The following is a 15239-nucleotide window of genomic DNA, read 5'->3' on the forward strand; positions in this document are numbered from 1 at the left end:
AATATTTGCACAAACATATTTTCTCATAATTTCATAAATAATGTAAAAAACTTCTTTAATCCTAAAAAATAGACTTGCCATTTTCAATGAAATGGTAAGTCTATTTTTTTATTTTATACATATCTTATTAAATGAATAGATTAAGTCCAGCTTCCTCTGTTGCCCCTAAATAAGACGCAACCCCTGCAACTTCTATCCCATCTATTAGTTCTTCTTTCTTAATTCCCATTAGATCCATGGACATAGCACATGCAACTATTTTTACATTCATTTTAAGGGCATTTTCTATTAGTGTTTCCAATGTATCTACATTATTCTTCTTCATTATATATTTAATCATCTTAGGTCCCATGCCTGCCATATTCATTTTGGATAGTGGAAGTCTACTAGGATCCTTTGGAAGCATGAAGCCAAACATTTTTTCAAGAGCTCCTTTTGCTACCTTTGGCTTATTCTTTTTCTTTAATATATTTAATCCCCAGAATGTAAAGAACATAGTAACTTCCTTGCCCATTGATGCAGAGCCTGTAGCTATTATGAAGGATGCTATTGCCTTGTCTAAATCTCCGCTAAATACTACCATAGTAGATCCATTTTTATTATCAAATGTCACTGAAGAATTGTTAGCAGTTTCATAAGAGACAGGGCACCCAATTTTTCCCTTAGCTATATATGCAACAAAAGCCTTTTTTTCTTTATCAAATTCACTCTTTAACATAGTGTTTCCTGTATTCTTGCACCAAGATACTACATCCTTGGAAAATCCCGGATCAGTAGCTCTAACTTCTAAAACATCTCCAATATTCAATTTCTGCATTTCTTCAAATACTCTTCTTATAGGTCCAGGACATTGAAGTCCGCAAGCATCCAGAGTTAGATCAACTTTAGATATATTATACTCCACATCTTCACTTTTTGTTTCTGATTTAGGTACATTTATTTCGTTTATTCCTTGATTTTTAGATGAATCTTTCACTACTGAATAAGTCTTATATCCACCATCTATATTTATGGCATTAAATCCTAATTGGTTTAAAATTCTACATGCAATATATCCTCTTAGTCCAACTTGACAATAAACATAAATTGGTTTATCCTTTGGAATTTCATTTACTCTGCTTCTTATTTGACCTAAAGGTATATTTATTGAGGTTTCTATAGCGCCCATATCAGTTTCAAGTTCTTCCCTTACGTCAAGAATATATTCTCCATTTTCAATCAAATCATCAACTTTATTCCATTGAATATTGTCTACCAATCCTTCTAATATATTAGAAGCATAATATCCAGCCATGTTTACAGGGTCCTTTGCTGATGAATATGGAGGTGCATAGCATGTTTCAACATCTTGAAGGTCAAACACAGTCAAGTTACCTTTAATAGCAGTAGCTAAAACATCTATACGCTTCTCAACACCATCTATCCCTACAGCTTGAGCTCCTAGAATCTTTCCATTCTCAGGTGAAAATATAAGCTTTAAGCTTATTGGAAACGCTCCTGGATAGTATCCAGCATGAGAGCCTGGATGAATATGAATAACTTTATAATCTATATTTTTAGCCTTAAGCACTTTCTCATTGTTTCCTGTTGCAGCAACAGTCAAATCAAAGATTTTAGCAACACTAGAACCTAATGTTCCTTTATACTTAACATCTCTTCCAGATATATTGTCAGCTACTATTCTTCCTTGTCTATTAGCTGGCCAAGCTAGAGGTATCATAACAGGTGTTTCAGTAACATAATCTTTAACTTCTACAGCATCACCTAAAGCATATATGTTTTCATCAGAAGTTTTCATATGATCATCAACCACAATTGCCCCTCTTTTATTTAATACAAGTTCTGCATCTCTAGCGATTTTACTTTCAGGAGAAACACCTATAGAAAGTATAATTAAATCCGTATCTATTTTTCTACCACTATTAAGCTTAACAGTTTTCCCTTCATTTAAGAATGAGTTTACTCCGTCTTCTAATATAAGATTTATCCCTTTATCTTTTAAATGTTCATGTACTATAGCTGCCATTTCAAAGTCTATTGGAGCCATAACTTGATTTGCCATTTCAACTAAGTTAACATGTACTCCACGTTCTACTAAGTTTTCAGCCATTTCAAGTCCTATAAAACCTCCACCAACAATAACAGCTTCTTTTGGATGGTTGTTGTCAACGTAGCCTTTAATTTTATCAGTATCAGGAATGTTTCTTAAGGTAAACAAATTATCACATTCTTTAATACCTTCTATAGGAGGCTTTATTGGCTTTGCTCCAGGAGAAAGTACTAAAACATCATAATTCTCTTCATATTTTTCCTTAGTTTTTATATTAGTAACTTCTACAGTCTTTTTATCTCTATTTATTTTTGTTACTTCACTAAAGTTCTTTATTTTCATATTAAACTTTTTTTCCATAGCTTCAACGGTCTGAACAATCAAATTATCTCTTTCCTTTATAGTTTCACCTATATAATAAGGAAGTCCACAGTTTGCAAAAGATATATATTCTCCTTTTTCAAACATTACTATTTCACATTTTTCATCAATTCTTCTAAGTCTAGCAGCTGTAGAAGCTCCACCTGCAACTCCACCCACTATAACAACTTTTTTACTCATATATTTTAGTCCTCCTAAATAAATATCTTTCTATTTTTATATATTGACTTAAAAATACTTTTCATTTATTATTACTATATAAGAATATTCTAATATAGTAATATAATTTAGTCAATATTATTTTAAAATAATTCTCACATGTCTTTATATACCCTTAAAATTTTCTTATTTAAAAGAACTTTATATTTTGGTGGTATAATAATAATATAAAATTAAAAATTATATTTGTAATAGGAGTGTAAAATGTTAAGAGAAGCTAAAGAAGTAGGCGACTTGCTTAAAGTATTATCAAATGAAAATAGATTATTAATAGTATGTTATCTTATTAAAGAACCAATGAACGTCACAGAGCTAAATAAAAAATTGGATCATTTAACTCAATCAGCATTATCACAGCATTTATCTATATTAAAAGCCCATAAAATTGTAGAATCAAACAAAAATGGACTAAACACAGTGTATAGCATAAAAGACGAAAGAGTTTTAAAACTTATAGAATGTCTAAAAGATAACTACTGCCCGTTAGATTTAAAATAAAACAATCAAGCCCCAAAAATTATTATTTCTGGGGCTTGATAAGTATTATTTAATTTTTATTCTATAGGTTTAAGCTTTGCAGTGAAATGTCTCAAAACCTGTGGCTGCCATACTATCTCATAGCCCTTTATTTTTGATGCATTTTCTTTTATATTTATAAGAGCCTCTGCAATTAAATCCAAGTGAGCCTTTGTATATACCCTTCTTGGAATACATAATCTAGTAAATTCCATTTCTGATTCAGGCTGTACTCCATCAACTGGATCTAACATATATGATCCAATATCACATCCTCTTATACCAGCCTCAAGGTAAAGTTCGCAAGCTAAAGCTTGTGCTGGAAATTGATAATAAGGAATATGTGGAAGAAGTTTTTTTGCATCTATAAAGATAGCATGTCCTCCTGTTGGATATTGAAATGGCACTTCGCCTTCTTTTAATAATTCACCTAAATACTGTACTTGACCAATTCTATATCTTAAAAAATCATAATCTATTCCTTCATATAATCCTATTGCTAGAGCTTCTAGGTCTCTTCCTGCAAGTCCTCCATAAGTTACAAAGCCTTCAAAAGGCACTGTAAACCCTTTAACTGCATTATACATGGCTTCATTGTCCTTGATACCTATAAGCCCTCCCATATTTACTATAGCATCCTTCTTAGCAGACATTGTAAAGGCATCAGCATAAGAAAATGTTTCTCTTGTTATGTCCTTTATAGATTTATCTTCATACCCAGATTCTCTTGTCTTTATGAAGTATGCATTTTCTGCAAATCTAGCAGCATCAATAACGAATGGGATTCCATATTTTTTTGCTATCCTGCTAGTTTCTTTTATATTTTCCATGGATACTGGTTGTCCACCGGCACTGTTATTGGTTATAGTCATTATTATTACCCCAACCTTGTCACAGCCAACCTCATTTATAAAAGCTTCCATTCTTTCAACGTCCATATTTCCTTTGAATGGAGCAAAATTTTCAGTATCTGTCGCTTCTTTAACTACTATGTCTTTAGGAATAGCTTTACACAATGTTACATGTCCTCGGGTTGTGTCAAAATGCATATTTGATATTGAATACTGACCTTCTTTTAATAAACATGGAAATAGAACTTTCTCTGCTGCTCTTCCTTGGTGTACAGGCTGAGCATATTCATACCCAAAGATATCTTTTACAGCATCTATAAGTTTATAATAAGATCTAGCCCCAGCATAACTCTCGTCACCTTTCATGATTCCGGCCCATTGAGAATCGCTCATAGATCCTGTTCCACTGTCAGTTAAACAGTCAATATAGACATAATCACTTTTTAGAGAAAATAAATTATAATTAGCCTCTTTTAAATACTGCTGTCTCTCTTCCCTTGTGGTCATTTTTATTGGCTCTATCATCTTTATTTTAAATGGTTCAGCAATGTATTTTGCCATAATATCTCCCCCTTCACAGTATTATTGTATTTTAGGATATATAAAAATATGAGAATAGGAATTTAATTATTAAATTGGCACTAAAATTATAGATTATAAATATTGCTGTATTTTTTATTTAAATATTGCAAGAAATATTTAGCAGTTAGCTCCTCTCCTGTAACTTTTTTAATAAGTTCTGATGGAGTGTAAATTGCCCCATATTCATGAACATTTTCTCTAAGCCACTTATGGATAGAATCTAAATTACCTTTTGATAGCTCCTCGTACACATTTGGAATATCCTTTAACATAGTATTTAAGAACTGAGCTCCATAAAGGTTTCCTAGTGCATAGCTTGGAAAATACCCTATAGTTCCATCTGCCCAGTGAGTATCTTGGAGAACTCCCTCTGAATTATTCTTTGGTTCTATTCCTAAATACTCTTTATATTTTGTATTCCATACAATTGGAAGATCTTTCACTTGAATCTTTCCTTCAATCAAAGCTTTCTCTATTTCATATCTTATTATTATATGAAGACTATAAGTAAGTTCATCTGAAGAGGTTCTTATAAGGGAAGGCTGAACTTTATTTATAGTTTTATAGAATTCTTCCAAAGATACATTTTTAAATTCTGGGATTTCCTTTTGGATTTCAGGATAAAAATACTCCCAAAATTCATAGCTTCTACCTATAATGTTCTCATAAAATCTTGATTGTGATTCATGAACACCTAATGATGCAGCTGAGTTTACTCCTGTGTTTTCTAAAGAATCCGGTATGTCCTGTTCATAAATAGCATGACCACCTTCATGTATTGCTGAGAATAAAGCGTTAGTAAAGTCATTTTCATAATAATGATTAGTTATTCTGACATCTTTATTACTAAAACTTGTGGTAAAAGGATGTTCTGTTTCATCCATTCTTCCAGCTTCAAAGTCAAAACCCATTTTTTCTAAGATAAAATTACACAACTTAATCTGTGTTTCTTTTGGTACAGTTACATTTAATATGCTGTCGTTTATTTGGGTTTTGCTATTCTTTATCTTGTTTAAAAGATCTACTATTCCGTCTCTAAGCTCTCCAAATAATTCATCTAATTTCTCTACAGTTATACCGCTTTCAAAATCATCTAAAAGTACATCATATCCTTTTTCATTACAGCCTAAAAGTTTAAGGTACTGGAACTTCATGTCAACAATTTTTTCTAGATGTGGTCTAAACACCTCAAAATCACCTGTGGACTTTGCTTTTCTCCATGCAGAGCTTGAATTAGTACATAAAATTGAATACTCTTCTTCCCAAGCTGCAGGTATCTTAAGAGATATTTCATATTGTTTCTTTGCACCTCTTAACATTGCGGATGTTACATTGTCTAAATCATTTTCTTTAGAAAAAGCATCTACAAATTCCTTTACCTTTGGTGAAACATTTAATTTGTGAAATTCACCTGCTAAATACCCTAATGATTCACCTCTGTTTGCAACTCCTTTTTCAGGCATATACACTCTTGAATCCCAATCCAAAAGTGCTATAGTACCACCAAGTAGAGACATTTTTCTTACATGATCTTTGAATTCATTTAGGACTTTTTCTTTTTCCTTGTTCATATACTCACTCCTATTCTCATACAAATCATATACCTTATAATATATAACTAAAAATTCAAAATTCCTTCATAAAAAACTCTATTCTGTAGTGCTACAGAATAGAGTTATCATATAGTTCACATTTATGTTTTTTTATACAGTTTATTGAAGCTATGTCCCATGCCTGTTATAATGATTTTAATTGTATATATCATCTTATGGATAATATCCTGATGATAGTTTACATAAGGAGGACTATTAAAAAATGAAGATTGATTTTACACATCAAGAAGCCAAAGATTTCATTCGATTTATGAAGAGTGAAAATGATATTGTAAGGCTTGTTGATCCACTGACACAACAAGTACATGATTATGATAGTAAAACAAATAGTTCAGACATATGCAGTAAATTATGGGGGCGTTGTGAAAGATGTGAAAACTGCACTTCTCTTCGTGCACTTCAGTCTCAAGGGCGAGCTTATAAAATGGAAATAATGAATAATCATACCTATTGGGTTTTCTCACGATATTTAAAGGTTGAAAATCGTCCTTATGTTATGGAAATTGTAAATGATGTAAGTGATAATCTTTTAATGGACAGCAATCAACGTAATGAAATAGGAAAAATAATTAACAATTATAACCATATGCTGATAACGGATTCATTAACAGGAGTTTATAATAGACATTTCTTAGATGAAGCTTTTCTACCTTCGTTTAACTGCTGTCATGATAGAAGAATAACTATCAACGTTGCAATCATGGATGTTGATGATTTTAAGTTTGTTAATGATACATATGGGCATCAAGCTGGTGATGCTTTATTGAAGGACGTAGCAGGTTTTTGGAAACAAAACTTTAACTCAAGAAAAAATGGATTTGAGCGATTAGTCATCCGTTTTGGAGGAGATGAAATTCTCATTGTCACTTGCGGTATTAATTTAAAAACTTTCAACGATGAGATTGAACAATACTATAATCAAATGCGTAAACTTTGTTACTATACTGAAAAAATACAAATTCCATTTAATATTACATTTGGAACTGCCTCAAGTGAAGAATTTGGGAGCAGATGGACATGGGATGAACTTTTATACCGTGCAGATCAACGTATGTATGAAGGAAAAAAACTAAAAAAGACTTAAATGGTATTATGATACATTAATATTTTCTTTAATTTATCTATAGTTACTACATTTCAAACTAAAAAAAGAGCATAGAAATCCAATGATAAAAATGGATTTTTGCTCTTTTAAAAATTAATTTTTAAGTTGTTATTATATTTTTTATATAATTTTATATTTAAAATTTTGGTAATCCTAATAGTAATCGATAAACTTTATGAGGTCTACCCTTAGTTCCACTTTGCTTAGTATATAAAATTTTTGCTAAATTAAATTGGACTAAGGTATTTAATATCCTATTAGCACTTCTTGCAGAAACATTTAAAATTTGCGCTAAATCTTGAGATGTGAAATCATTATCTCCAATCATACTTTGTGCTGCAATAATCTTTTGTATCGTCAATGTCGAAAGTGACGTATATTCAGCAAGTTCTTTTTCATAATCAGTGACTTTATTTATAACTTTTAATGATTTACCATAGCCAAACAATCCAATTTTATCTTTTTCTTCATTTATGATATAACTATTATTTTCACATGATACTTGAGATTCTTTAAGAGCATTCGTGGCATTAATCATAGCTTCTTTTAAGTCATCTCCAAGACCATATCCAATAGCAACCTTTTCTAAATGTCTATTATGTAAAAAGCTTCGTAGTTTACATGTAGTAAACGAAGAAGTTATATCTTTTACAGAAGAGTAATTTGTATAAATAGTAATACATTCATCACTGTTTTCAATTATGAAATTATAAAGAAACTTACGATTAAATGCAGAAATTCCTCTATAAAGCAAATTTTCTTGATTATTTTTAAATGATAACTTATCTGATTCTTCTAGTGTAATTGCAAATGATACTTTAATAACAGCTGGCCTATTTTTCTCCAATTTTTGTATTGTAATGGTCCGTATTAAACTTTCAAAACAGTTATATATATCCTCATAGCTACAGTATATAAAATGACAATTTACATCTGCCTCTAATACATCTGGCACAATAAGACTTCTACGTGAAAGAGAATATTTTATTTTGCCGCTTTTCCACAAAGAAATATGCTTTTCTCTTGTTCTATTCAATGTAATTCTCATATCTTCTGGTGTCATGTGATTAATGTATTCATTATTATCAGAAACCCATTTTTCAAGTTTCCCTTCACGAAGCCAATCAATTAAACGATTTTCTTCATCAGGACAAAGATAATCACAAAAATCAAAATATCCATACTCAAATTTATAATCCTCATACTGATAAATAATTTTAAAAAGCTCACGATAAAAATTACTTGCACTGCAGACAATATTATTAATAGGCTTTGAATTAGAAATCTCCTCTTTAATAATAGCCATAGGAGCAGATCCTGCTGTAACAAAACCATCATAAGAATCTTGGAGCTGTCTATATAGCTCAATTACATGTTTATAATTATAATAAACATAAACATCTGCTTCACATTTTAGTTCAAGTTCATTAATAGCTTTTTTATAAAAATCCTCTAAATATGGAGTTGTAAGTAATGCAATCTTCATATCATTTCCTTCATTTCAACAATTTTTTATAATTATAACATAACGAATATTTATTGTCTATCTTATCCAATTTCTGCTCGAAATATCTTATCTCAATAATAACATTTTAGGATATAAAAAGACATTTCCGAAAATTCTTATTAAAAATAATATTGACACTTGTTAATTTATAATATACTATTCTAATATAAAGACGTCTTTAAATATCCTAAAATAAATTTTAATTCATATATATATATAGGAGGAATACGAATGAATTTTGTCAGTATTATTTTGACGCTAATAATAGTTATTATAGTTGCTACTCTAATACTAAAAAGGTACAAGCCTCATGCTGTTTTATTAATAGCAGGAATAACTCTTTTAATAGCAGCTCAATTTTTAGGTATTAATACAATTGTTGAAATTGAAAAAAGCACTGGTTTTTGGTTGTTTGATGTTTTCGATCTTATTCGTACTACATTAACAAAGGATGCAGGTTCATTAGGAATGGTTATAATGGCTGCAGGGGGATATGCTGTATACATGAATCATGTTGGTGCAAGTACTGCAATGGTTAATCTTTGTATTAAACCTCTTCGCCATCTAGGATCACCTTATATAGTTTTAGCTATTAGTTATGTTGTAGGCCAAATAATAAATATATTTGTACCAAGTGCTGCTGGACTTTCAGTTTTATTAATGGCTACGGTCTATCCTATACTTGTATCTCTTGGTGTTAGTCCTATTTCCGCCACCGCTGTTATCGCATCAGCGGCTTGTCTAGATTTAGGTCCAGCTTCTGGAGCATCGAATTTTGCTGCAGAAATGTCAGGTATAGATGCCACTACATATTTTATGCAATATCAAATTCCAGTTGCATTAGTTGTTGTCCCAGTTGTAGCTCTTAACCACTACTTTGTTCAAAAAGCTTATGACAAACGTATAGGATTTGTACCTGAACCTCAAAAGTTAGACAATAATGAGAAAAAAGAAAACGTTCCCTCAATCTACGCTATATTGATGTGACCCCAATAAGTTAGACTTTATAGCGTAGTAGTTTTTAACTGCTACGCTATTCTTTATGCAGCCTGGTTAAGACGATATTCAACAGGACTCATCCAAGCAAGTTTCTGTTTGATTCTTTGATTATTATAATACTCTATATATTTTTCTATTGCTGACTTTAATTCTTCATAACTATAATAAACACAGCCATAGTACATTTCCTGTTTCATAATGCCAAAGAAATTCTCCATTACAGAGTTGTCATAACAGTTACCTTTTCGAGACATACTCTGAAATATTCTGTTCTCTTTAAGTGTATATCTATAGGCTTTCATTTGATAAGCCCACCCTTGATCAGAATGAAATGTCCTTCTATAAAAGCAATTGGATGTGATATCTATAGCCTGATTCAAAGCTACCATTATGTTATGTGCCGATGGTTTCTTTGATATACAATAACTAAGTATTTCTGAATTATACATATCCATAAATGGATCAAGATATAGTTTATGGATCGTCATATGCCCTTTATTATCAACTTCATAGTACTTAAATTCAGATGTATCAGTTGTTATTTTCTGATGTTGAATACATGTATTAAAGCGTCGATGAATACGGTTTGGAGCAACCTTTCCAACCTTTCCTTTATAGGAACTGTATTTTCTGCTTTTTCTGGTAAAGGATATAACCTGAATTCCAAGCTTTTGAATAATGCGCTGAACTTTCTTTTTGTTGACAAACATTCCGCGTTTTCGAAGTTCACCATAAATTCTTCGATATCCAAAATCCTTATTATTCTTACGAATTTCAAGAATAATGTTTTCTAATTCTTGATCAGGGTTTTCTCTGTCAAACCGTTTTTGCCAATACATATATGTAGCCTTTGGAAATCCTGTAAATGAGAGAATATCTTTCAGTTTGAATTCTCTTCGGAGGCTGTGGATGACTCTTGCTGTTCTCTCAGACGAGCTTCGTCCTCTAAACGCAACCTCCTCAATTCTTTTAAATAGGCATTCTCTATTCTGAGTTTTAAGTTTTCTTCCTCTAATTGTTTAAGATACTCCCGATTATCATTTGATGCATCAGTAGTTATAGCTTTAGTTTTATCCACTTTTCGTCTCCGTCCTTTACGCTTAGTTTTTAAAGCATCAGGACCAGCAATTCGATAGTCATTTACCCATCTAGTAATTAGAGGTGGGTTATTTATACCCACAGATAAAGCTAACTCCTGATATGAAACTTCTGTTGTTAAATATAACTTTACTACATGAAGCTTAAATTCGAAAGAGTAACTTTCATTTTTTCTTGCTCGTGTCAAACCATCTTTGCCAAACGCTTTATATGCATTTACCCATTTTCTAATATCCCTTCCAAAAGGAATTTCATATTTTTTTGAAAGATAGTTATAACTACCTTCACCATTTAAATATGCTTGAACAACCTGTAACTTAAATTCAAAACTATATTTTGCCATAAAAAACTGACCTCCCATAAGTTAGATTTTTAGGTCTAACTTTTGGGGGTCAGCTCATATTGCCAATTTTTCCATTGATACTATTATTACTATTTAATGATTTAGTAATATCATCTATTAAAGTTAATGTTGTTTCTGCCATGATCATGGGACTTTTTCTAACAATGATTTTTGAATGTATACGTAATCGTAAGAATATATCTAATATATTTAAATCAATGCAAGTTTTCTTTGATGGTATGGGAAAACAATTTGCAACCATTGTTACTCTTATTATGGCAGGTGAGATTTTCGCAGAAGGTCTTAAGCACATGGGAGTTATAGATATGATTATTGAAGGATGTAAATCTATCGGATTTGGTGCTATCCCTATGACTATTATAATGGTAGCCATAATTATTATTTCCAGCATAGTAATGGGATCTGGGGCTGCTCCTTTTTATGCCTTCATAGCTCTTGCTCCAAGCGTTGCTGAAGCTTTTGGAATTCAACCTGTTGTTATGATTATGGCAATGCAATTAGCTACAGGTCTTGGTAGAAATATGTCCCCTATAGCATCCTGTGTTGTTGCAGCCTGCGGTGGTTCTGGAGTATCACCAGTTGACGTAGCTAAACGTACAATAATACCTATGCTTCTTGGTACAGCTGCTTTAATATTAGCTGATGTAATTTTCTTTATATAACAGAAATAAAATTTATCAAATATCTATCAAATGAGGAGTGAAGTAAAATATGAAACATTTTAATTTGGATGAATATCTTGACCTACTAGAGAGGTTAGTAAATACAGAAAGTAATAGTTTTGATCCAGATGGCATAGATAATGTAGCTTCTATTATGGCTGAAAAATATGAAGAGCTTGGACTGCATGTTGTAAAACATCGTTTTGATAATAGAGCTGGTTATTGTTTAGAAGTTCGTACTCATCCAAAAGATGAAGATATAGATGTACTTATGGTAGGACATATGGATACAGTTCTTCCTACAGGTTCAGTTGCAGAACGACCATATCATCGTGATGAAAAAGCAGCGTATGGTCCTGGAGTAATAGATATGAAATCCGGACTTGTAAGTATGTACTATATAATTAAAGAACTTTTGGCTGATAATAACCCTCTAAAACTATGTCTTGCTCTAAATAGTGATGAGGAAATATCGTCTAGATACTCTAATCCATGGATAAGCCGTCTTGCAAAAAAGAGCAGATGTGGATTAGTATTTGAGCCAGCTAGAAGCAGCGGTGCTTTAGTAAGTGATAGAAAAGGTCTTGCTCGTTATTCAATAGATTTTAAAGGTAAGTATTCACATGCTGGTGTAAATCCACAAGATGGAGCTAGTGCTATTCATGAAATGGCATATTGGATTACAAAGTTAGTTCCTTTAAACAACTATTCTATTGGTACAAGCCTAAATGTAGGAATTGTATCTGGCGGAATGGGTGCAAACACTATTGCCGATAAAGCCAAATGCGAAATTGATATTCGTTTTATGACAATTGAAGAATGCCATAAAATTGAAGCCGAAATAGAAAATTTGCGTAGAAATCCTTCCATTAATGGTGTAACTGCAGAAGTTACTCGAGTAGGTTTCAGACCACCAATGTCATCTACAGAACTTTCTAGGAAATTAATAGCGGTAATGACTGAAGAAGGTAAAGCTTGTGGAATAGATATGAAATGGGTTAGAACCGGTGGTGGTTCTGATGGTAACTTTATGGCCTTTGAAGGATGTCCTGTTATGGACGCTGTAGGTCCAGTAGGCGATGGTGCTCATGGAGTTAAAGAAATGATTTGGATAGACAGTATAAAGCCTCGTGTTGAAATGGTATATCATACCATAACTAGTCTAACCAACTCCACATTACTTAATAGAGAAATTTAATCCATATAAAAAGTGTAACGGGAGAGAGTTCTATCAAACTTTCTCCCATTACACTTTTATTACTAGCTATATCTCTGCAATACACTCAACTTCAACAAGTCCGCCTAAAGGAAGCTTTGCTACTTGAAAGCATGAACGTGCTGGGAAATCCCCATTAAAGTATGACTCATAAATTTTGTTTACAACTGCAAAATCATTCATATCAGCTAAAAATATAGTAGTTTTAACGATATTTTTATAGCTGCTACCTGCTGCTTCAAGAATTGCTCCAAGATTTTTCATTGAAAAATGAGCTTGATTCTCTACTCCATCTACAAGTTTTCCTTCTGCCGGATTTATACCAAGCTGTCCTGAACAATATACCATTCCATTAGATTTTATTGCTTGTACATATGGACCTACTGCCTTAGGTGCTTTTTCTGTAAATATTATTTCTTTTGCCATTATTTAATTACCTCTTTTCCTTTTTTTCTTAGTACAACACCACTTCTATTTTCTGTATGTTTACCGTTTTCAACAGTTACCTTACCATTTATTATTACATATTCAATTCCTTCAGGATATTGTATAGGCTTAGTAAAGGTTCCCTTGTCGATTACAGTTTCAGGATTGAAGATGCAGATATCAGCATAATTTCCTTCTTTAATCTCTCCTCTACCTGTCATATTAAATGTAGTAGCTGGCTTTTTAGTCATCTTATATACTGCTTCCTCTAATGAAAGTGCCTTATCTTCTCTCACATATTTTCCTAAGATTCTAGGGAATGCACCAAATACACGAGGATGAGGCTTTCCGCCTAAAAGACCATCTGTACATGCATTCATTTCAGGGCGCTTCATGAAAAGTTGAACGTGCTCTTCTGTGCCATAAAAATCTACCATTCCTACAGCATTTTCCTCTTCATAAAGAAGATCAAAAGTAGCTTCATATGGGTCTTTTCCTCTCAACTTTCCAAGCTCTGTAAGACTTAATCCTATAGCATCCTTATTCTTTTCAGTCTTTACACTTGTAACAAATATTTGATCAAGTCCTGCAAACTCAACAAAATTATCCCATCCATGAATACCATGTTCAATATCATAAACCATCTTACGTCTAAGCTCTTTATCTGCTAAACGTTCTAAAACCTTATTTGTACCTCCATCATGCACCCATGGTGGTAGTATAACTCCAAGCATTGTACTTCCTGCAACGTATGGATATTGGTCAAAAGATACCTTAATTCCTTCTGCCTCAGCTTTTTCAAGAAGTTCCACTACTTTATCTATCTTATCCCAGTTCTTTTTACCACATACTTTAAAGTGAGAATAGTGAATTTTCACTCCTGATTCACGTCCTATTTTTATAACCTCTTCCATAGAGTCAAGTATTGTATCAGCTTCACTTCTTTGATGTATTACAAATATACCATCATACTCTGCTACTATCTTGCACATTTCAATTATTTCTTTTGATTCTGAATAAGCACAAGGCATATATATTAATCCTGTAGAAAGACCAACAGCTCCTGCTTCCATCTCTCTACGTGTTATCTGACGCATTTTTTCTAGGTCTTCTTCATTTGGAAGGCGATTTTCAAGACCCATAGCTTCCATTCTTATATTTCCATGAGGTACTAAATAGCATTCATTTAGACCTGGCTTTACATTTTCTATCATCTTCAAATAGTTTTCTGTTGTTTCATAATTCCAATCAATATTATCAGTATCACCATCAAGACCTGCAAGGTTCTTTCTCCATGGGCTTACAAATTCCTTTGGAAGCGGTGCCATAGATATTCCATCTTGTCCAAGAACTTCTGTAGTGATTCCTTGCATTACCTTTGGCATTACCTTTGGATCAACAAGAATTTGAAGGTCACTGTGACTATGTGTATCTATAAAACCAGGTGCTACAACTAAACCTTTAGCATCAATAATCTCCATGTCACTGCACTCACATATATCTCCGATTTTCTCAATTTTATCTCCGTCTATCAATACATCAGCTTTAAATCCCTTGTGTCCACTTCCGTCTACAACAAGTCCATTTTTAATTAATTTTTTCATATTCTTTTCCTCCGTCAAATTATAATTATTTAGTTAAAACTCCACT

At 32.2% G+C, this 15239-nt stretch carries 12 protein-coding genes; 5 read left to right on the plus strand and 7 right to left on the minus strand.

Annotated features, from left to right (window positions below; genetic code table 11):
- Positions 1–127: 127 nt before the first annotated feature.
- Positions 128–2611 carry a CoA-disulfide reductase gene (locus tag KQH81_RS10125; RefSeq protein WP_027640015.1) on the minus strand — a complete coding sequence of 828 codons (2484 nt, stop codon included), beginning with the start codon at positions 2609–2611 and terminating at the stop codon, positions 128–130.
- A gap of 243 nt (positions 2612–2854) precedes the next feature.
- On the opposite strand from KQH81_RS10125, the gene KQH81_RS10130 reads away from it, so the two are divergent.
- Positions 2855–3148: an ArsR/SmtB family transcription factor gene (locus KQH81_RS10130; protein WP_027640016.1), complete on the plus strand. Its 294-nt coding sequence runs from the start codon at positions 2855–2857 to the stop codon at positions 3146–3148.
- A gap of 56 nt (positions 3149–3204) precedes the next feature.
- Here KQH81_RS10130 and KQH81_RS10135 read toward each other — a convergent pair whose 3' ends face one another.
- A complete protein-coding gene (locus tag KQH81_RS10135; protein ID WP_168972330.1) occupies positions 3205–4578 on the minus strand; it encodes a tryptophanase in 1374 nt (457 codons plus the stop codon).
- A gap of 86 nt (positions 4579–4664) precedes the next feature.
- Positions 4665–6170: a carboxypeptidase M32 gene (locus KQH81_RS10140; protein ID WP_230028198.1), complete on the minus strand. Its 1506-nt coding sequence runs from the start codon at positions 6168–6170 to the stop codon at positions 4665–4667.
- A 244-nt stretch (positions 6171–6414) separates the two neighbouring features.
- On the opposite strand from KQH81_RS10140, the gene KQH81_RS10145 reads away from it, so the two are divergent.
- Positions 6415–7296 carry a GGDEF domain-containing protein gene (locus tag KQH81_RS10145; protein ID WP_027640019.1) on the plus strand — a complete coding sequence of 294 codons (882 nt, stop codon included), beginning with the start codon at positions 6415–6417 and terminating at the stop codon, positions 7294–7296.
- A 157-nt stretch (positions 7297–7453) separates the two neighbouring features.
- Here the strand turns inward: KQH81_RS10145 and KQH81_RS10150 are convergent, their stop codons facing one another.
- The gene (locus KQH81_RS10150) at positions 7454–8803 is read right to left on the minus strand and encodes a hypothetical protein (RefSeq protein WP_230028199.1); all 1350 of its coding nucleotides are present in this window, start codon (positions 8801–8803) and stop codon (positions 7454–7456) included.
- A 252-nt stretch (positions 8804–9055) separates the two neighbouring features.
- Between KQH81_RS10150 and dcuC (KQH81_RS10155) the strand changes: the two genes are divergently transcribed.
- Entirely contained in the window at positions 9056–9811 is a 756-nt protein-coding gene (gene dcuC, locus KQH81_RS10155; RefSeq protein WP_230028200.1) for a C4-dicarboxylate transporter DcuC, read from the plus strand.
- Positions 9812–9864: 53 nt separating this feature from the next.
- On the opposite strand, the gene KQH81_RS10160 is transcribed toward dcuC (KQH81_RS10155), so the two are convergent.
- A protein-coding gene (locus KQH81_RS10160; RefSeq protein WP_407647283.1) for an IS3 family transposase occupies positions 9865–11264 on the minus strand; the annotation gives its coding sequence in 2 pieces (ribosomal slippage) (positions 9865–10796 and positions 10796–11264; 1401 coding nt in all).
- A 59-nt stretch (positions 11265–11323) separates the two neighbouring features.
- On the opposite strand from KQH81_RS10160, the gene dcuC (KQH81_RS10165) reads away from it, so the two are divergent.
- Complete coding sequence (gene dcuC / locus KQH81_RS10165; protein ID WP_230028201.1) at positions 11324–11947, plus strand: C4-dicarboxylate transporter DcuC; 624 nt, start codon at positions 11324–11326, stop codon at positions 11945–11947.
- Positions 11948–11996: 49 nt separating this feature from the next.
- Positions 11997–13145: a M20 family metallopeptidase gene (locus KQH81_RS10170; protein ID WP_230028202.1), complete on the plus strand. Its 1149-nt coding sequence runs from the start codon at positions 11997–11999 to the stop codon at positions 13143–13145.
- Between the two features lie 66 nt (positions 13146–13211).
- On the opposite strand, the gene KQH81_RS10175 is transcribed toward KQH81_RS10170, so the two are convergent.
- Together KQH81_RS10175 and KQH81_RS10180 are read right to left on the minus strand one after the other, a co-directional pair.
- On the minus strand, positions 13212–13589 hold the full coding sequence (locus KQH81_RS10175; RefSeq protein WP_027640021.1) for a RidA family protein: 378 nt from the start codon (positions 13587–13589) through the stop codon (positions 13212–13214).
- Positions 13589–15193: an N-acyl-D-amino-acid deacylase family protein gene (locus KQH81_RS10180; protein ID WP_230028203.1), complete on the minus strand. Its 1605-nt coding sequence runs from the start codon at positions 15191–15193 to the stop codon at positions 13589–13591. Before KQH81_RS10180 ends, KQH81_RS10175 begins: the two co-directional genes overlap by 1 nt.
- Positions 15194–15239: the final 46 nt, after the last annotated feature.

Origin of the sequence: Clostridium cadaveris (genome assembly GCF_020911725.1) — a bacterium.
Taxonomy (GTDB): Bacteria; Bacillota; Clostridia; order Clostridiales; family Clostridiaceae; genus Clostridium_X; species Clostridium_X cadaveris.

What these genes read in the sequence shown, in the direction of transcription:
- KQH81_RS10125 (WP_027640015.1), bottom strand. Translation starts at nt 2,611, where the DNA reads ATGAGTAAAAAAGTTGTTATAGTGGGTGGAGTTGCAGGTGGAGCTTCT.
- KQH81_RS10130 (WP_027640016.1), top strand. Translation starts at nt 2,855, where the DNA reads ATGTTAAGAGAAGCTAAAGAAGTAGGCGACTTGCTTAAAGTATTATCA.
- KQH81_RS10135 (WP_168972330.1), bottom strand. Translation starts at nt 4,578, where the DNA reads ATGGCAAAATACATTGCTGAACCATTTAAAATAAAGATGATAGAGCCA.
- KQH81_RS10140 (WP_230028198.1), bottom strand. Translation starts at nt 6,170, where the DNA reads ATGAACAAGGAAAAAGAAAAAGTCCTAAATGAATTCAAAGATCATGTA.
- KQH81_RS10145 (WP_027640019.1), top strand. Translation starts at nt 6,415, where the DNA reads ATGAAGATTGATTTTACACATCAAGAAGCCAAAGATTTCATTCGATTT.
- KQH81_RS10150 (WP_230028199.1), bottom strand. Translation starts at nt 8,803, where the DNA reads ATGAAGATTGCATTACTTACAACTCCATATTTAGAGGATTTTTATAAA.
- dcuC (WP_230028200.1), top strand. Translation starts at nt 9,056, where the DNA reads ATGAATTTTGTCAGTATTATTTTGACGCTAATAATAGTTATTATAGTT.
- KQH81_RS10170 (WP_230028202.1), top strand. Translation starts at nt 11,997, where the DNA reads ATGAAACATTTTAATTTGGATGAATATCTTGACCTACTAGAGAGGTTA.
- KQH81_RS10175 (WP_027640021.1), bottom strand. Translation starts at nt 13,589, where the DNA reads ATGGCAAAAGAAATAATATTTACAGAAAAAGCACCTAAGGCAGTAGGT.
- KQH81_RS10180 (WP_230028203.1), bottom strand. Translation starts at nt 15,193, where the DNA reads ATGAAAAAATTAATTAAAAATGGACTTGTTGTAGACGGAAGTGGACAC.